21 protein-coding genes and 2 pseudogenes are annotated in these 24172 nt (G+C 44.2%); 10 read left to right on the plus strand and 13 right to left on the minus strand.

The window, feature by feature from the left end:
• The first annotated feature begins 92 nt into the window (after positions 1–92).
• Both H6G17_RS09145 and H6G17_RS09150 read left to right on the plus strand, forming a co-directional pair.
• The gene (locus tag H6G17_RS09145; RefSeq protein WP_192156350.1) at positions 93–1670 is read left to right on the plus strand and encodes a VWA domain-containing protein; all 1578 of its coding nucleotides are present in this window, start codon (positions 93–95) and stop codon (positions 1668–1670) included.
• 61 nt (positions 1671–1731) lie between these two features.
• Complete coding sequence (locus H6G17_RS09150) at positions 1732–2031, plus strand: HNH endonuclease (protein ID WP_192156352.1); 300 nt, start codon at positions 1732–1734, stop codon at positions 2029–2031.
• Between the two features lie 101 nt (positions 2032–2132).
• Here H6G17_RS09150 and H6G17_RS09155 read toward each other — a convergent pair whose 3' ends face one another.
• Positions 2133–3170 carry a hypothetical protein gene (locus H6G17_RS09155; protein WP_192156354.1) on the minus strand — a complete coding sequence of 346 codons (1038 nt, stop codon included), beginning with the start codon at positions 3168–3170 and terminating at the stop codon, positions 2133–2135.
• Positions 3171–3305: 135 nt separating this feature from the next.
• Here H6G17_RS09155 and H6G17_RS09160 point away from each other — a divergent pair, with 135 nt between their 5' ends.
• Positions 3306–3662 (plus strand): hypothetical protein, encoded by a 357-nt coding sequence (locus tag H6G17_RS09160; RefSeq protein ID WP_192156356.1) that lies wholly within the window; start codon positions 3306–3308, stop codon positions 3660–3662.
• A 126-nt stretch (positions 3663–3788) separates the two neighbouring features.
• Here the strand turns inward: H6G17_RS09160 and H6G17_RS09165 are convergent.
• A pseudogene (locus tag H6G17_RS09165) lies at positions 3789–4475 on the minus strand (NYN domain-containing protein); the annotation flags it as partial.
• Between the two features lie 462 nt (positions 4476–4937).
• On the opposite strand from H6G17_RS09165, the gene H6G17_RS09170 reads away from it, so the two are divergent.
• Together H6G17_RS09170 and H6G17_RS09175 are read left to right on the plus strand one after the other, a co-directional pair.
• On the plus strand, positions 4938–5732 hold the full coding sequence (locus tag H6G17_RS09170; protein WP_192156358.1) for a hypothetical protein: 795 nt from the start codon (positions 4938–4940) through the stop codon (positions 5730–5732).
• A 411-nt stretch (positions 5733–6143) separates the two neighbouring features.
• Positions 6144–6479 carry a hypothetical protein gene (locus H6G17_RS09175; protein WP_192156360.1) on the plus strand — a complete coding sequence of 112 codons (336 nt, stop codon included), beginning with the start codon at positions 6144–6146 and terminating at the stop codon, positions 6477–6479.
• Here H6G17_RS09175 and H6G17_RS09180 read toward each other — a convergent pair.
• The 3 genes and pseudogenes from H6G17_RS09180 to H6G17_RS09190 form a co-directional block, all read right to left on the minus strand.
• Positions 6436–7822: pseudogene (locus tag H6G17_RS09180) on the minus strand (ISKra4 family transposase). The gene H6G17_RS09175 and the pseudogene H6G17_RS09180 overlap by 44 nt on opposite strands.
• A 599-nt stretch (positions 7823–8421) precedes the next feature.
• A complete protein-coding gene (locus H6G17_RS09185) occupies positions 8422–9468 on the minus strand; it encodes a tyrosine-type recombinase/integrase (RefSeq protein ID WP_192156369.1) in 1047 nt (348 codons plus the stop codon).
• Positions 9469–9480: 12 nt separating this feature from the next.
• Positions 9481–10203, minus strand: coding sequence for a Uma2 family endonuclease (locus H6G17_RS09190; protein WP_192156371.1), 723 nt, complete (start codon positions 10201–10203; stop codon positions 9481–9483).
• Positions 10204–10887: 684 nt separating this feature from the next.
• Between H6G17_RS09190 and H6G17_RS09195 the strand changes: the two genes are divergently transcribed.
• Together H6G17_RS09195 and H6G17_RS09200 are read left to right on the plus strand one after the other, a co-directional pair.
• Positions 10888–11337, plus strand: a complete 450-nt coding sequence (locus H6G17_RS09195; protein ID WP_192156373.1) for a type II toxin-antitoxin system antitoxin SocA domain-containing protein — start codon at positions 10888–10890, stop codon at positions 11335–11337.
• Positions 11337–11750 carry a hypothetical protein gene (locus H6G17_RS09200; RefSeq protein ID WP_192156375.1) on the plus strand — a complete coding sequence of 138 codons (414 nt, stop codon included), beginning with the start codon at positions 11337–11339 and terminating at the stop codon, positions 11748–11750. The genes H6G17_RS09195 and H6G17_RS09200 overlap by 1 nt, the downstream gene beginning before the upstream one ends.
• 494 nt (positions 11751–12244) lie before the next feature.
• Here H6G17_RS09200 and H6G17_RS09205 read toward each other — a convergent pair whose 3' ends face one another.
• The 3 genes from H6G17_RS09205 to rppA form a co-directional block, all read right to left on the minus strand.
• Positions 12245–13852 (minus strand): iron uptake porin, encoded by a 1608-nt coding sequence (locus H6G17_RS09205; RefSeq protein WP_192156377.1) that lies wholly within the window; start codon positions 13850–13852, stop codon positions 12245–12247.
• Between the two features lie 118 nt (positions 13853–13970).
• Positions 13971–15314, minus strand: a complete 1344-nt coding sequence (gene rppB / locus H6G17_RS09210; RefSeq protein WP_192156403.1) for a two-component system sensor histidine kinase RppB — start codon at positions 15312–15314, stop codon at positions 13971–13973.
• A complete protein-coding gene (gene rppA, locus H6G17_RS09215; RefSeq protein WP_192156379.1) occupies positions 15301–16005 on the minus strand; it encodes a two-component system response regulator RppA in 705 nt (234 codons plus the stop codon). Before rppA ends, rppB begins: the two co-directional genes overlap by 14 nt.
• Before the next feature lie 710 nt (positions 16006–16715).
• Here rppA and H6G17_RS09220 point away from each other — a divergent pair.
• Positions 16716–18473 (plus strand): iron uptake porin, encoded by a 1758-nt coding sequence (locus tag H6G17_RS09220; RefSeq protein WP_192156387.1) that lies wholly within the window; start codon positions 16716–16718, stop codon positions 18471–18473.
• A gap of 62 nt (positions 18474–18535) precedes the next feature.
• On the opposite strand, the gene H6G17_RS09225 is transcribed toward H6G17_RS09220, so the two are convergent.
• The 3 genes from H6G17_RS09225 to H6G17_RS09235 all read right to left on the minus strand — a co-directional run bounded on the left by H6G17_RS09225 (position 18536) and on the right by H6G17_RS09235 (position 20232).
• Complete coding sequence (locus H6G17_RS09225; protein WP_106216493.1) at positions 18536–18883, minus strand: hypothetical protein; 348 nt, start codon at positions 18881–18883, stop codon at positions 18536–18538.
• 273 nt (positions 18884–19156) lie between these two features.
• Entirely contained in the window at positions 19157–19465 is a 309-nt protein-coding gene (locus H6G17_RS09230; RefSeq protein WP_106216492.1) for a hypothetical protein, read from the minus strand.
• Between the two features lie 284 nt (positions 19466–19749).
• Positions 19750–20232, minus strand: coding sequence for a DUF2808 domain-containing protein (locus tag H6G17_RS09235; protein ID WP_106216491.1), 483 nt, complete (start codon positions 20230–20232; stop codon positions 19750–19752).
• Positions 20233–20685: 453 nt separating this feature from the next.
• On the opposite strand from H6G17_RS09235, the gene H6G17_RS09240 reads away from it, so the two are divergent.
• Positions 20686–22110, plus strand: coding sequence for a TolC family protein (locus H6G17_RS09240; protein WP_242038304.1), 1425 nt, complete (start codon positions 20686–20688; stop codon positions 22108–22110).
• A gap of 51 nt (positions 22111–22161) precedes the next feature.
• Here H6G17_RS09240 and H6G17_RS09245 read toward each other — a convergent pair whose 3' ends face one another.
• Entirely contained in the window at positions 22162–22638 is a 477-nt protein-coding gene (locus tag H6G17_RS09245; RefSeq protein ID WP_192156389.1) for a hypothetical protein, read from the minus strand.
• Between the two features lie 869 nt (positions 22639–23507).
• On the opposite strand from H6G17_RS09245, the gene H6G17_RS09250 reads away from it, so the two are divergent.
• Complete coding sequence (locus H6G17_RS09250) at positions 23508–23741, plus strand: hypothetical protein (RefSeq protein WP_106216488.1); 234 nt, start codon at positions 23508–23510, stop codon at positions 23739–23741.
• Positions 23742–24013: 272 nt separating this feature from the next.
• On the opposite strand, the gene H6G17_RS09255 is transcribed toward H6G17_RS09250, so the two are convergent.
• A partial coding sequence (locus tag H6G17_RS09255) for a sigma factor-like helix-turn-helix DNA-binding protein (RefSeq protein WP_347276419.1) occupies positions 24014–24172 on the minus strand: 159 nt, incomplete at its 5' end.

The following is a 24172-nucleotide window of genomic DNA, read 5'->3' on the forward strand; positions in this document are numbered from 1 at the left end:
CGGATATTATGCTAAATTAAACTAAAGGTTGCTAGTTTTGATTGCTACTTGCCAGTTTTGGTATTGTTGATGCTTGATAGACTTTAAATTCTATGCTGTATGACTTTGAGCCACTCGTGTATCGAGTTGCCAGCATCTCCAAACTCTTTTGGCAGGAATACCTTAACTATTTTGAAGATGCTCGGTCGATGGTGAAAGTAGGAACTAGCAAGCTGTTTGCCTTTCCCAGTTTCACTCTAGAAGTTTTCCATCGACTTTACTACGAGAGCGAACCAGAGCAACTAGACCCACTGCCACCCGAAAGTGCTTGGGCAACAAGATTGCATCGGGAGTTTCAGCAACTGGTTGGCTTTGACGAGCTGGTGGAGCAGTGTCAAGGCAACCAACTAGCAGCAGGACTGGCAACCCACGAGTATTGCCGTCAAGTGTACAATCGACTGCCGCCGCCCATACCCCGATTTCCCAATCCGCAACAGTATCGGGATTTGATTAAGCAACTGAAGCATCACCCTGAAGTTCCACCATCTGAGGTGTTTGAGCAGATATTGACTTCTCCTCAAACAACTTCCCCAACTGGTTTACCGCTACCCAAAACCCGACAGCAACGGGAACGATCTCTGTGGTTGAGGCAGATAATTGAAGATAGTGGAGATCGCTCTGCCCAACTGATCCAACTCCTACAACAGGAAGGAAAACAAGCTGTATGGCAAGCTCAACAATATGCAAATAGTTTTGATGAAACGCAAGTACGGCAAATGCTCAGGGCTGCCCTGAACGCCGCCCATGAGAAATTAAGCGAGGCAGCTATTTGGTTGGAGATGCTGGGCTTGAGCTGGGGAAATGAAATGGGTGGAGAACGGAGCGTTTCTCCCGCAGAAAAAATGGCGTTGGCTCAGAAGATAGCTCTTAATGCCAAGCTCAAGCAGATCGCTGTTGTTACCGGACGTTTGCAACAGACTGCTGAGCGTAAGCGTCGCAGCCAAGCTCTCGATGCTTTTGGGGAAATAACAACGATCGAGTTAGGAGATAACTTGTCGCGGTTGTTGCCGAGTGAACTCCAGAAACTCTCCGCTCCCGATCTGTTTCCTCTGTTTGCGCTATTGTATTACGATCGCTCCCTACTGCAATACAAGACGAGAGGGAAGGAGAAGCAATGCAAAGGACCGTTGGTGGTGTGCTTGGATTCCTCTGGTTCGATGGATGGATTGCCTGACACTTGGGCGAAAGCGGTGACGGCAGTGTTAGGACAAATTGCTTTAAGGGAGGGACGGCACTTGCGAGTCATCCACTTTGCAACTAGAGTTTGTCGAGTTGACGACTTTCCACCCCACCACCATGACTTTTCTCGACTACTGGAGTCGATGCTGGCTTTTTACAATGGTGGCGGTACTGCTTGGGAACCAGCATTATTATCTGCTACCGAATGTATTGAGGGAAAACCACAGTTCAAAGGAGCAGATATTGTCATGATTACAGACGGCAAGTGCGACGTGAAACAGGAATTTTTAGAGCCGTTAAAAGTCAAGAAGCAACAACTAGAATTTAGTATTTATGGAGTCCTAATCGGTGGTGCGGGCTCTCGGCAGATGAAGCAGTTTTGCGATCGCATCTGGGTTATTAAAGATCTAATGAGCGATGAAGTAGAGATCGAGGAGTTATTCTTACTGTAGCCCAGGTTCGACATGTACTATATGTAATGTTCCTCACTCAAGTCCAACCAATCTTCAGCTTATGCCTCTCGATCGACAACGCTACCCCCAAAACTGGAACCAAATTGCCCTGAGTGTCAAACAAGCAGCTGGTTGGCGCTGTCGGCATTGTAGGCAACTGTGTTTGCGCCCTGGAGAAAAACCTGACTCGCTTGCTCGTTCTGAATGGACGCTTGTCACTCTCTCAGTCCACCATGCCAATTTCACTCCAGAAGATAACCAACCGGAAAACTTGATTCCGCTATGTACCCCGTGCCATCTGGCACTGCACGCAACAACCAGACGTAAAAATGTTTCACCTGGGCAACTGTCACTATGGTAATTTTCAAAAGCACTTGGTACACAGATTGCTGAGTAGCCAAAACCTTATGCTTAAAACTCTTACTCTCGTTCTAGCTTTTATTCTAGCTTCAAACCTAACAATTAACTCTGCTTTTTCCCTCTAGCTGCCCGTGTAGTTGTCTTGCGTCTAGTTGCTCCACCAGAAGATTTGCGTCTAGCAGAAGCAGTGGTAGAAGATTTGCGTTTGGCTGGTGGTTGGGCAGTAGTTTCTGGCTCTGGTTTGTCAGAGCGCTCTTCGGGTATAGGCGAGAGTGTTTGGGGTGATGCTTCGGGCTGCGACTTTTGTTTTATGGTTGATTTGGGAGAAGTTTTGTGCTGGTTGGCTGAGGTTGAATTGGAAGTGGATTTTGCTGGGGTAGATTTGGGTATGGTTTGTGGCTCTACTGTCGGCTGTGGAGTCGCTTCTGGTTGGGCGGTCAGCGCAAAGGATGTTTGGGATGATACTTCAGGCTGCGGCTTCTGTTTTGTCTTTCCTCTAGTCGCAGTTTTACCGCGAGTTGCTGGCTTTGAAGATTTGGCAGTTGTCTTACCAATTGATGCAGATTTGTTGGTAGTAGTTTCTGGTTCTACTGTTAGCTGTGGAGTTGGTTCTGTCTGAGTGCTTGGCTCGGTAGATGGTGGATTAGTCTGTTTCGGCGCGGCTTTGGGTTTTGATGTTGCAGCTGCACTTGGCTTGTTCTTGGCTTGACGCTGTGTCATTGTCTTCGCAGGAGACGCACGCTTTTGTGTTGTGGTGTCATCAGACTTGCTCTTGGGCTTCGATGCTTTAGCTCGACTGCTTGATGATGGTATTTCCGGCTCGGATACTATCCCGTGAAGTTGTAACTCAACAGCGATCGCGCCTTTAGTTTCGGCAGTGACGATCGCCACTATCATTTCTTTTTCGCGATCGTGCTGCTCGAATTGAGTTTGGAGGCTGGGCAGTCCCATTTGTCTGGATAGTCGAGGAATTTGACTCGATTTGAGAAATCTTGCCTCCATTTGTGCGATTTTTCCAGTTGGGTAGTAGTTGACTACCAACACCCCTGCTCCCTGTTGGCTTGCCATTTCTCGGTAATATTTACCAAAACTAGGTAGATCGGCGCTAACTAACTGCTTCAACTGTTGCGAAGAATCCATCAAAAAATTGGCTCAACACCAGAAAATTTATCTTACATCTACAATAACTGCCGATTTCATAATATGCGAGATCTTGTTTTGAAAAAAAGTCGATTGAATGAGTTGCCTTATTCCTAACATTGAGGGAACACGGGAATGAGAGTGAGAGTCATTCGATTGGAATTGCAAATAGATACAAAAAGAGTGGAATTTATTCAAGTCGTGCATTGGCAAACCAGACAGAGGTGGGAGCTGCCAAGGATGGGAGAGGGGAGCTACCTGCGATGGCTAGACGAACGAGAATACGAGTTGGTAGAACAACAGCACTTAGGGAGGGGAGAAATTGAAATTTACCATGTCACGGGCAGTCAAACGTATGCAGTTTACTTTCCATTTTTAGTGGAGTTGGACGTAGAGTGCTTGTTGGTTGAAATATTGACCCAGAACGAAGTACGAGAAATCGTTGCCAACGTGCGGCAACGCTGGCAGCAGATGGTGGGAGATGTAGAGTGAGGTTTGGGCATCTAGTCGAGGGAACAGCGTTGTTTGAGCGTAATTTGGGCAACTCTTAGGGCTGTCAGGGCTTTTTCTCGGAGTTTTTAGGTTTGCGCTTATCTTTGACATGACGAGATTGTTCCGACGTTCGATCTCAAATAGATCGACTGCTTCAAACAAAGTGCTTAACTTCGCGTAGCCGTAATTTCGTGGGTCAAAAGATGCTTGATTAGCTATATGTGCGCCGATCGTCCCCAAGCTAGACCATCCATCATCTTCCTGGGTACTCGAAATTGCTAATCTGAGCAAATTGACTAATTTTGTATCCTGTTTTAGTTCTTTGCTTGTCTTCTTTACACTTCCCAGTTCCTTAACTCCTTCAGAATCAACATCTTGACCGAGACTTTCCAAATACAAGAAAGTCGAGCAAGCATAAACGAATGGAAGTGGGGTCTTTTTTTCGCCAAATCCATACACTTTTAACCCATTCGTGAGAATTCGCATTACCAAGGGAGTGAAGTCACAATCGCTGGACACAATAGCGAATGCATCTAGATTTTGCGTGTACAACAAATCCATCGCATCGATAATTAATGCTGCGTCCGTGGCGTTCTTTCCCTTGGTGTAGTCAAACTGCTGTACTGGACGAATGGCAAATTCGTGTAAATTATCTTCCCAAGCTTTCAGCGAAGGATTTTTCCAGTTACCGTATGCTTTTCTAACGTTAGCAACACCGTACTTCGCAATCTCAGAGACGATCGCGTCAATCTTAGCAGCAGGAGCGTTGTCTGCGTCAATTAGCAAAGCAATTTTTGATTCTGATTGCTGCATATTCTTCTAGATTTTTTGCCTGCTTGAATACCAACACCCGAAAAGCTCCTTGAAAACATCTGTTTTTACTGAGGACTAATTAGTACCCTTCTAATTCGACTGCTCGTGTACGATTGTCTAACAGTATCTGCGGTTAAATTTCAAAATTTTAGAGATCGTACCAGTATCGTGCCATCTAAAACTGCCTTAGTCGTAAATATTCGTTACTGTCGCTCCTCTTGCCATCGACTCGAACGAGTGCATGAGGTCATTGAGCGATTGCTTTGTTGCGTCACACGACGATGTTTGGAAAATTGAGCGGTCCTGGCTTAACGATAAAAATACAGCCTACTAAATAATTCAATTCGAGCAATCACTGCCATCTGCCTGTGATACGCTTGCTCGTGCATGAGAGAAACATAGCAGTCATGGGAATAATAGGGCGAGTGACTGAAACTGGAGCAGATAAGGAGACAGGAAGCAATGCAACTCAATCAGGTCAAATGTTGGCAGCTCGATCCGATGACTTGCGATCTGGAGACAATTACGCAACGGCAGCACGACATTGACTTAGTAACAAAAAGCCTACTCAAGCAGTCGTATAGAGCATTTTTTCTAAATCCAAGAGAGGAAATCGAAAAACTCAACTGGTATCGCGCTCTAATTAGAGGAGAAACGAGCAAATTCTACATTGACGGTAGTGGGGTATATCAACTTGTCAATATAGACTTGACCCAAAAGGAGATGTATTTTGAGAAAAGCCGCCAAGCGACGGGCTACAAACCGTGGATCTTCTACAGTTGGCAAAGCGACCACAACCCATCAAGAAGTCACATCAAAACAGCTTTAGATAAAGCGATCGACAACATCAACAATAGCCGCAAACCTAGAAGAGAGTTGGAACTGGTTGAGTCAACTCGACCGGAAGATGGAGCAAAAGATATTGTTGAAGCAATAAAACGCAACATAGATCGGAGCTTGATAGCTGTTTTTGACATTACTAATACAGCACAAATTATCGGCGATTCTGCGCTCGAAGTAGGGATGAAGTACCAGCCGAATGCCAACGTATCTTATGAATTAGGCTATGCTCTCCATAGCAAAAGCCCGCAGCAAATAATCCTAGTAAAGCAGAAGCGGAAAGATTTAGGCAATGATTTAGTGCCTTTCGATTTCCAACAGCATCGGCACTGTCAATATGATAAACCTAGCAAGCTGGAGCAAGATTTGATGCAAGCAGTATCTTTCATGCTAGAGAAGATGGGCTGGATTTTATGAATAAACTTCTTTACCAGCTTAGTACTACTACTCAAGTAGCCTAGAACCATGTTGCCAGTTGAATGTAAGTTTTGGCTAACAGTTTCAGTTCTAGGATGCTGTAACTTTTTGGCTAAGACTTCGGCTGAGAAAGCTATCACAGCAGCAATTTCTGTAGGATCTAGCCTAAGCTCGACTTGAACCAACTATGCCTCAGCTTAATTGACAAAACCTTTAAATTCTTGCCTAGTCGATGTTCTATGTATATGACATAACTAATGTCACAGAAGATTATGCAATTCATGTCACAATGGCTATTTGTTGTAGATTCCTGGGAATGCTATAAGTCAGTCCGCTAAAATTTGTTAGTCTACCCAGGTTATGCCGCTGAATCTACAAACTAGCTCTTGTTTTTCAAACTCTCAAGCTCAAGTGAGCTGGCGTGGTGAACTAATTGTCAATGTAGGAGAATTTGAAACTTATTTGGAAGGTCCAGTTTACGAGCGCTTGATTGACGAGGAAAACCGAAAGGCTTGCATTGCGGATTTACAAGGATTGGCTACTACTGGCATGGCATTTGCTACTTTGGAAAAATTATTAGCTTCGGAACCAGCCAGAGAGCCGTGGGAAGTAGGCGAAGCACTTGCAGAATGCTTATTAGCAGATTCATGCAACGTAAAGTGGCCTTGGAATAGTGAGCGGGATAAACGTACGCCGGGCGCATCTAATGGTTGGGGGAGTACAAGGTCGGTGCTAGCGAGTGGTTAGCAAACAGAGTATCAAATCGATGATTTGCCCAAGCAAGACGCAGATGCAACAAATGATTAAACCCAACCTCACTCCAACGCATGCCCACACCTTTGAAGCGTTGTTGAATCAACCACTTGCAGGTGCTTTCAACCATGCCGCTGCCGATAGGTAGCCCCATCCGTTTGAAGGAGCGATATTGTAAATGATCGAAATGTGTCTGGAGATAATCGCGCACCTGTAACAAAACGGTTTTAGCAGACTCAGGTGTTGAGCGATACTGCAACAGATAGCTCAACTCTTTGAGAATGCGATGCACGTAGCCATGCCGCAGTTGATGACGTAAGCGTTGAAACCACTGCTGTGGAGTGCGCCCATTGTTTTGACCATAAGCATCAGCTGCACGCCATAAGTGTCCCACAGCGTGATAAAAGTCGAGAATTCCAATCGTACAATCAGCAAAGCTCTCTCGGAACAGCCGCCAGAAGCCTCTAGCTCCATCACTAATCCAAACGACCTGGCAGGCGTGAACGATACCTTGACGAAATGCTTCGAGTTGCAATCGGGGTTGTAAGGCAGAGATATCACCTAATACAGCTACCACCCGACGCTGATGCACTCGAGTGACAGTTTTGCCGGAGCGAGTCAGATGCTGACCAAGCCTTGCCAAAATTGCCACTTTGATTTCTCGCGGCTACGAGCTTGCCACTGGTTGTGCCTGAGGATGAGCGAAACGGGACTGTTACTCCATCAGCAGCAATGATTAACGGTAGGGTGAGGGCAGTGGAGTCTAATGGTTCTAGCATTGGTTCAACTCCGCCTGCTAAGTGCTGAAGTTCCTCTGACAATTGCTTCATTGATTGCTGACCAAACGTTTGCACCCACTGCCATAACGTATCGTTGCTCAAACGAATTCCACTTACCTGTTGCAATACCCATGTCGCTAATTCAAACGGCATCAATACTGCCAGTCAACACCCTAAGCGCATCAATTCCGTTGAGGTTTGTTGGTAAGGCGTCATTCCTAGTTGAGAATCGAATGGAGCGCACTGACTGCCTGCACACCGATTTGGGCATCGCCCCACCCGTCGTTGCCATTGCACCCATCCCACGAGCGTCAGCATGCGACGAGACACAAAACCTTTGCTGTGCAACCGACTACCGCACTTGGCACAATTCCCCCACTTCTGGGGGTGCTTGGCTCGTTGATTCAGGTGGTATTCCACCAAGCTTTTAGCAAACCACAGTCCAATTTGCCAAGCCGTTAGCACCAGACTGGCAAGCGTAACGCTCTTTTGCAGTTTTTCATAAAACTGTTGCAATTCGGGGGTTTCAAGTTCGACGGATTGTTTGAGCGTTAGCATGAATATAGAAGTTTATTGTTTCAGGTGCATCCTGCTGGATCCACCTTTTTTATCTCCTCTTCTATTCTCGCTAATCCTGCTTGTACTCCCCCAACCATTAGATGCGCCCGCTCAAAATTCTTCCTTAGCAGTTTTGAGAGATCAACTAGTACAAGCAGATGTTACAGCTTGGCAAAGAGCAATGGGAGAAACTGGGCAAGACTACTACCAAATTTGGAAGATTATTGAAGGAAATAAGTAGATAGTCTAATTACTGATGAGAGCGCTTTATGGTAGACACTGTTTGCAATCTGTTATTTCCGTGAAGTAGTCTTCCAAGCAGCTTTTGGGAGAATCTATACGTGTTAACTATACCCCGCTCCCAGTAGTAATGGCATCTGAAGTCGAGCCAAGGAAATGATGCGCCAGATGAGAGGAGAAAAAAGGAAGCGAGCGCAAAGTTGAAGTTTCAGGAGTAGAGGAGGGGAGGCGGCGAATTCCTGACTGGTTTGAGACAACAGTGTTGCTGGGGAAATATTGATTAGCGGTGGATATCTAGCACAGCGGGATTTGACAACAATTTGTTGTCAAATCCCGCTGCTTACTAAATGGGAATGCTTTCATTCTAAATCTTGTTGCTCCATTTCTTCCCCAGTTGCACGATAGTAAGCAGCGATCGCCGCCTCTTGTTCGCCGCGTAGAGTATAGCGCCGAAAAGCTTTCTCGCTCTGATGTCCGGTCAGTTTTCTGGCGTGGGTGGGATCGACACCCATCAGTAATAACTCGGTGCTGTAGGTATGACGGAACGAGTGTGGGTGTAGCTGGGGAATTTCTGCCAATTCACCGATCTTTTCGATGGCAAAGTAGATGCCGTGGTAGCTCAATCGTTCTCCTTTACGAGTTGCGTGATGGGAAAGAATTAGGGGGCGATCGCTCGTGATCTCTTCCCCTTGTGACTCGCGCCATGACAAATACTCTTTGAGTGCATCGCGGCTCTGTTTTCGCAGTGGCACTAATCGCGGCTCGTTTGTCTTCGTATCTGCCACAAAGATCAGCCTACCATCGAACGCACCAACGTTGAGGCTGACAATTTCTCCCGCCCGCAAGCCGTGGCTCAAAATGTGTAGTAAAGCTAGATCCCGTTGTTGCGTCTCGCCCAGATACTCGGTTGCCGCCCAAATTCGCTCTACTTCCTCGGCTGTCAAACTCTGGGCAGGGGGTAGAGGGATCTTCTCTAGCTTCACACTGGCAGTCGGATTGACGGCGAGAATGTCAGGATAGGCTAGCACCAGCCAGCCAAAGAAGCTTTTAAGCGTAGCGATCGCGCTGTTGATACTGCTTTTGGAGAGCGATCTGCCCGATTGTGATTGTACTTCCTCCACTAAATAAGCTTTGTACTGGGCGATATGGCGCGGTTTGATCTCTGACCACAGCAGATCGGTCCAGGCGATAAAGCGCCTCAATTCTCGTTCGTAAACCTTGCGCGAGTTAGGAGCTAAGTTGTTACTGTCGAGAAATTCTCTAACTTTAGTCACGCGGAGATCGGTTAGTGCCGTCCCAATTTTGGTAGGTCTACCCCGTCTGGGTTGAGCTGGAGGCGTAGCATCCAAGTTACCAAAATTAAGGGAAATCACTTTGATGGGTGGTAAGCGATCGCTAACGTCCATGATGATTAATGCCTAAATTAAATCGGGGTCTTCGCCTAATTCCCTCAGCCTTTGTGCCAGTCGCTGGGCTTTTTGTCTTTCGGCTTCCTCTGGCAGCAAGACTAAATCTCCAGCGCGGTCGTAGAAGCGCAGCCAATCACAAGTTCCAGTCGGCGGCTCTCGGCGGATACTACCATTCCAAGTCCCCAGCCACAATTCTAAAGTTTCGCACCACAACCAACCGCGCTCGTTCGGGATCAGGGGCTGGTAGCCGCGCCCTAGTTCTAAGTGCCATCCTGACAAAGAGTCGGCAGCAAAAGGATCGTATATAAAGTAATCTGGAGTGCGGAACACCCGTTCGTACAAATCTTTTTTCGCCCCACGATCCACATTTGCCGTACTTGCTGAAAGTAATTCGACAATGACATCGGGATAGCGACCGTCTTCTTCCCACACCACCCAGCCTTGGCGCTCGCGGCTACCGTCTACATCCAAGGCGACAAAAAAATCCGGTCCGCGAAAATCGCGGTTCATCGCTTGATTGCGGCTGTAGTAGACGAACATATTGCCCCCAGCAAAAAAGTCCGATCGCTCGGCTAGCGCCGACAGCGCCGAATCAATCAGAACGTTCATCGCAATCCGGTGGCGGTTAGTCTCCAATGGTTCTCCATCATCAAAAATGAGATCGCTTGGGGGTTCTGGCGCTGACCAGTCTTCCACATACTTTTCCTGCCCAATTGCGGTTTCATGGGACATGGCGGCTGAAGGCAATCTGCCTCATCGAGGTGAGCGACGAAAACCGAGTCGATCGACTTATGAGTTGGTCAACTATATGGTTTCAATTCAGTATATCACCCTTGTTATATAAAATAAGTCACAATTATCTTTTGTCTGGCTAAACTACGACTAAATTTAAAATGGTTCAAGTGTACTATAACTTTAACTGTGGCGGACACTATATCGCAGCAGAAGCTTTATGCCTCTAGAAATCGAAATAGATTGAGAGGTGGAACTATTTCGCGCCTTGAGTTTAGAAACGCTTGTCAATAGGAATTTTAAGGATTTTTTAAAAATGAAGCATCAAACCTGTTAAAATTGCTGTGCAAAAGGAATTACAGAAATCGACTTGGGTTGAGAGCCGAACCCATTTCGCGCCAAGATACACTTCCAGTTCAAAGCCCTGTTGAGTAAACTGCCTATAGAGAAGAAGTTTTCGTACTCCAGCCGCGTAAGATCCCATATATATCGAGATCCGAGCAAAAATCATTTCTCTACAAAGAGAGTAGTTTACAATAAGTGTACAAAGTGTATAATATGTATTGATAGTTACTAGTACATATAAACTAACTTGATAAGTAGTTGCAAGACAGGAAAAAACTGTAATTGCAGCCAATTTTTCTGACTACACGGATAATGTAGTCAATAAAGATGGAGAAAACTATGCTCACCTGCCGCGACATAGCGAAATACTTTCTAGCTCAAGAGGATGAAGATGCTGGCGATTTAATCTCTAACCTCAAGCTTCAGAAACTGGTTTACTATGCCCAAGGCTTCCATTTAGCTTTGTATGATGAGCCGTTATTTTCCGAACGGATTGAAGCATGGACGCATGGTCCCGTTGTACCTGAGCTGTACCGTGATTATAAAGAAATTGGAGCTAATGGTATTCCGTGTCCTGATGACATAGACTTTTCCATCTATGATGAGAAAACTCGTAGTCTTTTAGATGAAGTTTATTGTGTTTTCGGACAGTTTTCTGCATGGAAGTTGAGAAATATGACACATGAAGAAGCTCCTTGGAAGGATGTTTCTGTGCCAGGTGGTGAGATTACCCAAAGCGCTATGAAAGAATACTTCAAAACTCAGCTCAACCATTCAGTCACGGTGTAATGTCGCCTCGATTTAATGCCAATAATCGTCAGGAGAAGGGAAAATCGATTAGTGCTAGAAAAGCCAGCGATACTAATCCTGAGCAAGAACCCCCTATCTTCTGTCTACGGTTTTTAAGTAAAGACTACTGTTTATCTAAGTGTACAAAAGATGAGAAGTCGGCTTTCGCTGATACAATTTTCAAGCTTAGTCAGTTGACATGGAGTGAAATAAACTCTTCTGGACGGCATGGTTTAGGTTATGAGAAGATCGCCAGAGATTCGTTGAAGGCTGCTGTTCCGAAGCATGTTACTGATGATGTGAATTTCATCGCTTTCCGGTTCTGCGCCAAGGCTCCGATGGTTGGATATCGCGATCGGGCTGTATTTCATGTGCTTTGGCTCGACCGAAATTTCACGCTCTACAACCATTAGACTCGGCTAAGGGATAATGCGAGGAGCAAGACGAGCGCTTATCCCTTATCGTTCTTCAAGATAAGCAGCTAAAGCATTATGTAAGGAGTGAAATGGTTTTGGATCTTACCCCATTTCAATTGCTATAAACTTTAGAAGTCCTCTTTTTTAGGGGTTGAAAAATCTTCTCTGTGTAAGTCTTGTGACTATTATATTTATGCCTAACATGACCACCCCTGTTAAGGTAAGCGTATGTACTAATACAAATTAGCGTGATTTTAACTGGTGGCTTAATTAGAAACGAGTCCAGTTCATTTTTCTCGATTCAAAAATTGAAGCGATCGCTTATTTTTGAACCGAGATGACCGGGTGTCTAGCTTTTTATCCAGTGCAAAAATAACACCTTAACAGGTGTAGCTTAGCATGATTCAACTGAGGGGAGAAGGATCGGTCGAACCTCAGTCGTTCTTCAAACACTGAATATTCTCTTTTGCAACAAAACTCTCAGATCGGGTTTAGAAAGAAAACGTAGTTCTAATTGTTCCTACATAAATGGTGTCGTTATCTTTATTGTGTTCGGGATTGGTAATGACCAGCACTCCTGGAGTAATGCCAATATTTTTGGTAACTTGAAAGCGATAGAAAGCTTCTAGGTGCAAAGAGGAATCTCTGTCTTCACGGTCATTAATATCGTTACTAGTCACTTTCGGTGGTAAGCCAACCACAATACCACCCAAGTTACCTTCTCGGAAGAGATCTGGAAAAGCCAGGGTCACTGCATAGTAAAAGATAGAAGCATTAGCTCCATCGTTGACTCCTGAGACAGCTTCAGCTCGCGTGTAGCCAGCCCAACCGCCCAATGCTAACTTAGGGTTGATTTGGAAATTCACCGCTAAGCCATAAGAATCTGACGTGTAGCTTTCTCCATCGAATGGGTCGTTGGAGTACGTACTCCCAACTCCTGCATCGCCTGCATCAAGACCATTGTAGGAACGCACGTAGGTCAGACCCAGATCGATAGTTTTAGTAGGCTTTAGAGTCAGCTGGGCTAATGCTACAAAGGGACCACCAGTCAACCCAGATGTGGGGTTTTCGGCTTCACTTGCTAAGTAAGCTAAGGATAGGTTAACTGCATCGCTGAATTCATAGGTTAGACCTGCCCCCGAACCATACCCAACTTGCGAGTAGATGGGACTGCGGTAGCCAAACGCAGAAATAGCACCATCCTTTACGTCTCCAAAATAGGGATTGATGAGATCGACAAAATCGCCTAACACACCACCGTAGGGTTCGACAAGAACCGTCAAGCGATCGCCTATAGGAAATTCGTAGGCAAGATAAAACACTCCTAAGTCATTTTCGTTAGAGCCAACGGTATCTCGCTCGTAAACGAGTCGTCCCATGTTAGTACCCGTTGCGTCTCTAAAATCGGGAAAGTTGTTGGCATAAAGCGAGACAGTCAGCGTATCTTTTCCAGTAAAACTGGTCTCGAAATCTAACAGTACCCGATTGCTGAGGGTGAAATTTTCATCCACCTTGCCAGCCGAACCTGCTGACACGCCAGAAGGAACGGCTTTGTCTTTCCCAACAGCTCCACTCAGAGCAAAAATGACTTGCCCGTTGAGTTTAGTCGTAGTAGAAAACTGATTCGCTTCCAGTTGGGCTGTAGCTGCTTCCAGTACATCTACCCGACCTCGTAGGGTACTAAGTTCAGTCGCAAAATCAGCTTGGAGCCTTTGCAGAGTGGTTAAATCTTCTTTGGTAACTAGGTCGGTCGTTGCAGTAGAGATCAGCTCGTTGACTCGTTCCAGGCATGCATTCAACCCAGCAGCAAATTCATATCTGGTCAATGCCCGATTGCCACGATAGGTACTGTCGGGATAACCTGCAATGCAGCCGTATCGTTCTACTAATGACTGCAATGCTTGAAATGACCAGTCATTAGGCTGTACGTCGGATAGCTGGGAGACTGAGGTAATCGAAGCTTCCTGAGCTATTAGGTTGTCAGAAGATTTGGAAGATAGGGTGTAGGGGGAAAACTCAGTTCCAGCAACAGATGGTAGGCAATAGGCGATCGCTACAAGTAGACTAGTGCTGCATGACAGTAAATATGCTTTTTTCACGTCGATCGTGACTCCTCACTCTCAAAACACTGCCACGACCTTAACTTCTACCCAATGAAATTATGATGAAATCACAGTATAGTCTGCCAACTAAATAATTCAAATTTTTTAACTAGGACTATCCTTCAATCACTCTAGTATCTGGAGATGGTGTAGTTTCCAAGGGTAATCGAACGATGAAAGTGCTGCCTTTACCGAATTCGCTCTGCACCTCTAAACTACCATCATGCGCTTGAACGATCGCCATCGCGATCGCTAACCCCAACCCCGATCCACCCGATGCTCTAGAGCGATCGCTACTAACGCGATAAAAGCGATCGAAAATTCGTTGTTGTTGCTCAGGTGCAATGCCAATGCCTGTATCTCGAACTCGAATCAGCGCGGAGTGACCGCTACGATCTAGAATTACAACCACGCGACCGCCTGACGGCGTGTATTGAATGGCATTAACCATCAAATTTGTAAATAGACGATACAGTTGCTCTTCATCCCCAAAGACGCGCAACAAAGCTTTTATGCGGATGTCAGATGTCAACGTTACTCCTGCGTCAAGAGCTAAGGATGTTAATTCTTCTACTAAATCGCTGATAATATCGTTTAAGCAACAAAGCTGATGTCGCGCTGGTAACGGTCGCCGCTCCATGCGAGATAGTAAAAGTAGATCGGCAACTAACGTTGTTAGCCGTTGATTCTGGCGGTTTAAAGTTTGTAAAATATCGTATGCTTCTGCTTTAGACAGGTCGGGCGATCGCAGAGCTGATTCGACAGTTGCTGCTAGTGCGGCTAAAGGCGTTCTCAATTCGTGAGCCGCATCCGCTGTAAACTGTTGAACTTGTCTGTACGATCTGTAAATTGGTCGCATTGCTAACCCTGCTAGCCACCAGCTGGAAACTGCCACCATTGCCATAGCGATTGGTAATCCCACTAGCAAAACTAATTTCACATTAGCTAGGTAATCGTCAACATCCTTAAGACTTCGCCCCATCTGCATATATCCCCAAGGGCGGTTGTCTTGAGTGTGTAATGATAAAGATATTTGGTGATATCGATTTCCTCTAGCATCGACAAGAGTTTGCCACGCCGCCTCTCCAGGGGTAAGCGGCAACTCATTTGGTTGCGAACCGAATAGAGCGATCGCCTGCCCAGAACGGTCTAAGAACCTGATGTAGTAGTCGTCTCGGTGAATGGCTCCAAGAATGTGACGTTTTTCCAATTGCGGCATTTGTGGCAAGAGTTGCTTGGTTGTCTGTTCCAAGCGCCCAGGTTGTATCAAAGTTTTTTCGATAGAATCATGTAGCGTTCCAGCCACAATCTCTAGTTCTCGGTCTAGAGTGCGCCAGTGAGCGTGAATAATTGCTTGATACACTCCAAAACCAAGTAGACCTAAAGTGAAGCCCATCACGGCTGCATACCAGGCGACTAATTGCCAGCGAGTCCGAGTAAAAAGTTTATTTTGCTGCATCGGGAATATTGAGGCGATAGCCCCTGCCAGGAACTGTTTCGATTGCATAAGCGCTGCCTATGACTGCAAGTTGTCGTCTGAGCAAGCGAATTTGAGCAGCTACTACATTACTAGTCGTATCCGCATTCACTTCCCAAAGCTGATTGCGAATTTGCTCGCTGCTAACAATCCGGTTCGGATGTGTCATAAAATACTCTAATAGCTGAAATTCCTTTTTCGTTAGTGGCACTAACTGCCGCTCTCCACTTTGTTCGACCAGATAAACACATCGGTTTGCGTAATCCAAAATAAAATTGCCTGCTTGGAGTTTTTGGGGTTGAATCTGAGGCGATCGCCGTTGGAGCGCCCTCACCCTTGCTAGTAGTTCCGCCATGCTAAACGGTTTCACTAGATAGTCATCTGCTCCTGCATCCAAACCAGTCACTCTATCTTCGATACTATCTCTAGCTGTCAGTATTAACACTGGTAACGGGCTGTTTTGACTCCTTAACCGCTTGCACAGCTCTATACCTGACATTCCAGGTAACGACCAGTCCAAGATAGCCATGCTATAGTGCGCGTGCTGGTTTTCTAAATATTCCCAAGCTTCAGTACCATTTAGAACTAAGTCAACCACGTACTTTTCTTGGTCTAAGGTTCGCTTGATTGCAGCTCCTAAGTCTGGTTCATCCTCAACTAGTAATATTCTCATAAAATTCATCCTTACGCTATTGTGCGTAGGTCTTTCCTCTGCTTAACCGTCAGTTAAATTATCTACTAAGAATAGATTGACAGACATAGATGAAATCAGGATGAAATATCAACTCTTTCTGAGCAAAATCGATTTAGTAGTTAAATAACAAAGCATTCGCTTTTACGAATTAGCCATTAAAAATTTACTTTTGATAGCATTTTCAGTTGAGAGTTAAAGCCTTACAGTTAATAATTTTCAGTGTTCTACTTACTTCTATTTGCATGGCTTGAACTTTTTAACAGCTTTTCAATCGGTTTCGTTACAAAAGTAGAATTCTGTACCACTAACTTAATTTGGCTACTATAACAGTCACACTAGGATACAAATACACTAGAATATAAAGCGACAAAAGGAAAATTTGCATAATCTAGCAATGCAAGTATTTCTGTTTCTCTGCTAACAGTTTTATACGTGGTTTAAAAAAATTAATTTTCTATCTTAGAGTAAGATTTTTATAATATCTTCTAAAAGCTTTGCTAGTAGTAAGGTGCGAAATAGAACTGTAGCTTTCTTCTCGCTTCAACATAGTACTCAGTTCTAAAAAGGATTTCATCCGAATTTCATCTCCGTCTGAAATAATAAGCAGGTAGTAGCGACAAACATGACGCTATTTGCTGAATAAGTTGGGCATTTCTGTCAACTCAACAACATAGGTGTGAGCGAAAACTATGACAAAGTTCTTGTGGATTGCTTTGGGATTGTGTCCGGTTACGCTTGTAGGTACTGCGTTATTCTTGACAGTCCGCACTCAAGCTGCTGAAGCTCCTGTATCGGAGTTAATTATAAATCCCTCAGAGCAAAAAATTGCACAACTAAGCCAATCTAATTCAACATTACAACCAGTTACTCCACAGCTAGATGAAACCAGCATTGATGGAATCAGCCAAAACAGACAAACCACAGACGCTCTAGCACAAGTTACCTCTGTTTCTCAGCTATCCGACGTTCAACCTACTGATTGGGCGTTTCAAGCGTTGCAATCCTTAGTCGAGCGCTATGGCTGTATTGCTGGTTATCCTGATGGCACTTATCGCGGTAACCGCGCTTTGACTCGATATGAATTTGCTGCTGGTTTAAATGCTTGCTTGGATAGAGTTAACGAACTGATTGCTACTGCTACTGCTGATGCAGTTACGAAAGAAGACCTAGCAACTTTACAACGGTTGCAAGAGGAATTCTCTGCCGAACTTGCTACGCTACGCGGACGAGTTGATGCTTTAGAAGCTCAGACAGCTGAATTAGAAGCCAATCAGTTTTCTACTACCACCACTCTAACTGGAGAAGTAGTTGCTGCTGTAGCCGATGTCTTTGGTGACGAGCGAGCTGTTCGTAGCGGTGAAGCAGACGGTTCTAGAGGAGATTTGGACATCAATACTATCTTGGCTGACCGCGTTCGGCTTAATTTCAACACCAGTTTTACTGGAAAAGATCAGTTGAGAACTCGGCTGCAAGCTCGTAACATCACCCCGTTTACGAGAACTGGAACTCCTGGCGCTTCAGGTGACACGGGTACTGCTATGACACGCCTATCGTTCGATGGCAGTGATAGCAATGATGTTGTCCTCGATGACTTTTGGTACAAGTTCCCCGTGGGTGACATTGCTGATGTCAAAGTTGACTTTGCCAACTCTGACTTCTTTGACAATATTTACACTTTCAACCCCGTATTTGAAAGCAGCGGTAATGGAGCCATCTCTAACTTTGGGCGCTTTAACCCGATCTATCGCCAGCAGGGGACTGCGGGTTCTGCTTTAACTGTCAACATTAACCCTAAAGGTCGTATCGGTCTATCTCTGGGCTATAAAGCACCGAATTCTAACAACCCTGGTAACAGTTTTGGACTTTTCAACGGGGATTATGCGGCGATCGCTCAACTAGCTTTTCGTCCCTCTGATGCCTTAAATTTAGGACTGACCTACGCTCATAGCTACGATAATGCGGCAACAGATAGCGTTACTACGAGCAACAGTATTAGCGTTTCGGGAGGTATTGGCAGTAACTTTGCTAACAATCCCTTCGATAGTGCTGCAACTTCAGCCAATCACTATGCTGCCCAAGCTAGCCTCAAGCTAGGTGAAAGAATCACAATTTCGGGTTGGGGCGGTTACACTGTCGCTTTGAATGAAAATAGCCCTTCTCAGTCTGCTGAAATTTGGAACTGGGCGGCAACCTTAGCCGTACAAGATTTGGGTAAAGAAGGCAGCGTACTCGGTCTGATCTTTGGTATGCCACCCAGAGCAGCTAGTAATGATTTTGGCGGTCGTCGCGATCGCGATAATTCTTATCACCTAGAGGCGCTCTACCGCTTTCCGATTACAGATAATATTGAGGTCACTCCTGGCGCAATCGTAATTTTCAATCCAGAACATAACAATGACAACAGCAACATTTATGTTGGCACTATACGAACGACCTTCAAGTTTTAGAAGTTGGTTCTAAGATTTGTCCTTGCCCGTTCATAAAGAAACGAGCAAGGACAGTACAATTGTTAATCTTTTCTCAAACTTTCTATATAGGATTTTACAGCTCTGAGGTAACCTCGATCGCTTGCAGTTTCAGGGGAAAGTTTGTTCTTTTTAACTGCACTTTGCACGAGTTCTTCAGCACTGACTCTCCCCGATTCGTAAGCTGCAAGGAACGCACTGTAGCCAGGAATACCTTGGTCTCGGAAGTAACCTTGATAAGCCAAATAAACTAGATTAAAGGGACGCAGTTGATATCTAACAGCAGTACTGTTTTCTCGATCTGCCGCTGCTGCTGTCTCAACTCCTAATATAGGTACATTTGCAATAGAAAACAGTAAAACTGACAGACCACCAAGTATTGTAAATTTCATAGCACAGACTCCTGGATTGATTTTGCTTCGCTATTTGAAATGACACCAACTCGATGCAAGTACTTGCATTTTGCTAGTACTGACAAAAAAGTTAGCTTTTTCTAAGCATTGAGTAAGCTTCTAGACAGAGCTACTTTTATCCTTAAGTAGTAAGTAGATAGAGCCTCAATTCAAGCTTTGTGAAGGGGAAAACTAGTACTGTATAAGTTTAATTCCAACCTCGACAGTGCAATTTGTGGCTCCAGCTACGTGTTGTCTAAACTGTTGCCCCGATTATCGAACACCTGAATAGCACTTCTGCAAAGCTGCAAGTCTCTCTCTAGTAGCTCCTCCAGATGGTCTTGCTATAGGAACTTTACAACCTTTTGCGTTAGATCCCTCAGACTGCCGATCTCCTACAACACCTGCATGGCACTTTTGTTCGTTTGCCAGTCGTTGTCTACTAGCTCCGCCAGAAGGTTCTGAGATCGGTGTCGCTTGACAGCCTTCTTTGCTGCCGGAATTGTTGGGGTTTGCATAAGCAGCAGAACCAAAAGATGCGAGCGTTAGGATGAATGCAGTACCGAGCAAAAATGTTTTCATGGTAAATCCTCCAAATCAAAAACGTAAATCGATTGCACTACTAATCTTCAGTTAGACAGCTCAAAAATCTTATCTAACCAATCCTTTAATTTTTTCAAGTGATTAGACTGAGATATTTTTTTGCGAACAAGTTCAAGTTATTGAATCGCTTCACTTGTAAATGAGTAGTTACTCAAGTGCCAGCCATACCCTTGACATCCTTATGTATGAAAGAAAATTTCTCGATTGAGCTTGTATTTACTATCTTGACAGGTTCAAATGAAATTGAAGTGAAATATCAACTATTACCGTATATAAACACGAAAGCGAGCAAAGCCGATAGGGATATCTGTATCAATCCCATCAAGCCTAGCGTAAACTCTGTACAACCAAGCATTGGTAATTCCTGAAATTTTTACATCTCTTATGGCGATTTTGAGTTCGTCTCCAGGAGGGATGGGTGTGGGAAACGCCAACGTGATTTTATTACCATCAACAGAGGTATTAGTGTCAATTTGACGACCTGACCGATCGGAAACATCGATCTTATTCTTTACCTTTAAACCAGTAGGTACGTCAATCGTTAGTTGGGAAAGAGATTTGCTATTTGGGGGAATTTGCAATCGAAAAGTGTGCCTGACGATTGATGCTTTAGATTGAGGAAATTGGACGGAGCTAACAATATGAGGGACTTTCATCGCATCTGTTGCAGGAATTGCATAGACAGATGGAACTATCGCTGCGGCTGTCAAACTAAACGCCGCAGCGTAAATTAGTGTTTTAATCATTTCGACTCTACTCTTACTAAGGAGCGGCTAAATTAATTCATACTTAGATTCATTTCGGCTGTGTAAACCTAATGCTAAGGTAAACCAATGACTATGAAATCAGGATGAAATTTTTGATTGTTAAAGAAAATTATTTATTTAGTAATATGCAGAATTATGGCTGAAGAAAATTTAAGTTGGAAATAACGCAAGTTTATGGACTGAAAACGATATTTAAAAAAGCTGGGCGATCGATCGAGACTCAATACTATGTCACAAATATCTACAAATTTGAAGAATTAATTAGACGATGGGTAAATTTCATCCAGATTTCATATCTGTGTGAAATACTTGAGACTTAGTGCTTTCCAGTCACCTCTAAACTTGAAAATCGAAGTGCATTTCACAATGATTCCGTTGCCCATCAGAGAGAAGCTTCAAGCTAGTAGAAAATTTACGCAGATGGTTTGTCTTATGACTGTAACGGGTGTTAGTACTGTTGTCTTTCTTAGCCAGATTCAATCAACAAGCGCCCAAACTAAGCCTGTATCCCTAACCGCTCCCTCAATGCCGGACTCGCTGAATCCCAGCCCCAATCCGCTCGATCTCCCTACCCGTCCAGAACAGGTCCGATTGCAGCAAGCACAACCAATTACTTTGCAACAGGCGATCGCGCTGGCACAAAGGAACAATCGAGAACTTCAGGTAGCAAGACAAACCTTGCAGCGCAGTCAAGCTGCCCTAAAACAAGCGCGGGCAGCTCAATTACCTACTTTAAGCGGCGAAGCAGAGTTTTCCCGCCAACAAAGTGCTAGCAATAAACTGGACGATCTCGACGACGGTAAAGAGTCTTCCCCTGAAACTCCTTTGGGCGGAACTTTAGAAGTTGGTTATGACATTTTCACCTCTGGTAGGCGATCTGGTAGAATCGGGGCTGCCCAGGAGCAGGTGCGCTTCGATCGGTTGGATGTAGAGCGCCTGAACGAACAAACTCGTCTAGATGTGTCAAATACTTACTATGATTTGCAAGAAGCAGACGAACAGGTGCGGATTTCCCAGGCTGCGGTCAATAATGCCCAAAGAAGCTTGCAGGATGCCATTGCGTTAGAAGAAGGTGGGTTAGTAGCTCAATTTGATATTGTTAGAGCTAGGGTGCAGCTTGGCAATGCAGAACAGGAACTTATCGACGCTCAAAGCCAGCAAGATATTGCCCGTCGCCAATTAGTGGAATTGCTGAGTTTGAGTGAGACAGTAGATGTAAGTGCTGCCGATCCAGTGCGGCAAGCAGGGGAATGGAAACTATCGCTAGAAGAAAGTATCGTGCTGGCGTATAAAAATAGAGTAGAGCTACAACAGCAGTTGGCACAACGTAGAATTGCCGAGCAGCAGCGTCGAGTCGCCTTGGCTGAGGCAAGACCGCAAATTAGTTTGTTTGCCAACTATCAAGTATTGGATGACTTAAGCGACGAATTTGATTTACAAGATGGATATGCAGCAGGAGCCAGACTGCGCTGGAATTTCTTTAGTGGCGGAGCTGCTAGATTCGGTGCGGCACAGGAGTCAAGTAATCGGGCGATTGCTGAAACTCGCTTTGCTCAAACTCGCAACCAAATTCGTTTTCAAGTCGAGCAAGCATATAAAAATCTTCAAGCAAATGCTCGCAGTATTCAAACTGCCACTGCCGCTTTGCAACAAGCTCAATTAGGTTTAGAGACTGCTCGCGTGCGCTTTCAGGGAGGAGTTGGTACTCAACTAGACGTGATTAGTGCTGAAAACGACTTGACACGAGCGCAGGTGAATCGGCTGAATGCAATTTTGAATTACAATCGCGCTCTAGCAACGCTGCAACGCGCTGTTAGTAATCTTTCTGAGAGTAAACCTATTAGCAACTCTAAATAATCTTCATGGCATTGAGCTGAAAATTCTGCGGTTGCAGTCAAAATCTAGAAATTAAAATGCCCGAAACTGAACTACACCTATAGGAATTTCTGTATTACTGCCGACAACTTTAGCCCAAAGGTTATAAACGGAATCAGGACCATGAGATAGTTGCTTAACCTTATTGAGTTCAACTATAAGCTTGGTGTTAGAAATATTTTTTTCGGGAAAATCTATAATAATTTTTTTGTCGTTAACAGAAACATTAATATTAACTTTCTGACCGTTTTGAGCCAAAACATCTATGTCATTACTCACAGCTACAGTAGATGGAGTGTCAATAATTAGCTGGGAAAGTCCACTAAGATTTTTGGGGACGTTTAGTTTGAAAGCGTGTTTGACAAGCTGCCAGCGATTAGCTGGAGATTGCAGCTCATTCTCAATATTGGATTTGTTATTGCTATTTATTTTTGTACTTGCATAGCTAGTAGAAGTAAAAGCTACGGTAGCTAATGCTAATGCTGTAGCATAAATTAGTGTTGTCTTCATTTAAGATTCTCAAAAATTAACTCTGTCGCCTAGCTTTCAAATTCACTCAAAATGAATCTCTTGCTAACTAGATTGACAGAGTAAGATGAAATTCAGATGAAATGTCACCCAGAGTTAAAATTACTTTGCAATCGCGCTTTCTTGCCAATTCACATTAAAAGCGCGTCGTTTGGTTTACAAAGGGTTGAATGTCATCAGCAGCTTCAGTTGAGCCAACAATATCGCTCCCCGCATCTAATTGGATATTTTCTGTTAGCAGGTACTTCAAACCAGTATCAAAAGTAGCAATGAATTGCGAACTGCTCTCAGTAGTCTTCTCAGTGAATAACTCGAAACAAGAACTCCACCAGAAAACTATTTAGCCGTAGCTAGCATTCACACTATAAAAGTGCTGCATGAGATTCATCTGCTCGGCACAGTCTTAGACCTGCCCCCAAGCTCTGCTTTCGGATAGTAGAAGTTGCTTGAACAGTTGCAGCCGCAGTACGCCCGCAGTACACCTAATGAGAAAATACTTTAGATAGTAATTGCTGTTAATGCAAATAGTTATTGTTAAGTTTTAGTGCTTACCAGACAGCACAAAAGTATGAAATTAGGATGAAATTTCTTAAAAATTTCAAAAAAATTGAGTATTTAATGAGTATCATAGAAGGATGAAATTAAGATGAATTTTTTTTAGCAAGCAACAAAAAATAATACTGTATATTTGCTTTTTGCCTTTATAAAAATAGAGTTTTTTAGTAATTTTAAAAAAATATAAAGACTACATTTTATAGCAATAAAACTTTGTTACTCTCTTTTGAAGGTTGAGTTTAAACGCTTAACCGTTGTAACTGTAAGAAGAATCAAGGCACTTAAGGAGTTATTGCATGATTGTTCCTGACATAAAGGGTTTGGAGATCGTCAATGAAGAAAATGAAGCTAGTGTGACAGGAGGCATGTCTATAAAACACTCTTATGCTTCCAGCTCTGCTGACGCATATGCTGAAGGTCCAGCAGGAGCTGCAATCTATACATTTACAGACTCAGTAGCTCTCGACTTTGCAAATAGACACTATGCTGCTGGTAGATCGAGATCTATTGCAATAGGCTCTAACGGTTAGTTTTACTGACAGAAATATCCTCTAAACTATACAGCTATCAAATATCACTAAGAGCAAAAACACCTATTAGTTAAAGTGCTTTTAGTGATTTTCTATTTAGTTGATTCTGAGTCATTCAGACCTTGGGTTTATGTTAAGGACTGGAGAGTATGTGCTTAGCATTATCTATAAATTTGAGTTACAGACATACCTATTGATGTGTCTGAAGTCATATCAGTAGTTACTTATGTTGTCAGCTATATAAAGCTAACACAACAGCATAAGTATTGCAGTTATTTATCTAGCTCGGCTTTGCATTTACGGAGTTTGGCTAAGGCTTCTTGTTGAATTTGCCGCACCCGTTCGCGACTAAAGTTAAGCCGCTCGCCTATATTTTTCAGTGAAAGTGCTCGTCCATCTTCTAGACCAAAACGCAAGCTCAATACCTGCTG

Origin of the sequence: Chroococcidiopsis sp. [FACHB-1243] (assembly GCF_014696895.1) — a bacterium.
Taxonomy (GTDB): domain Bacteria; phylum Cyanobacteriota; class Cyanobacteriia; order Cyanobacteriales; family Chroococcidiopsidaceae; genus Chroococcidiopsis.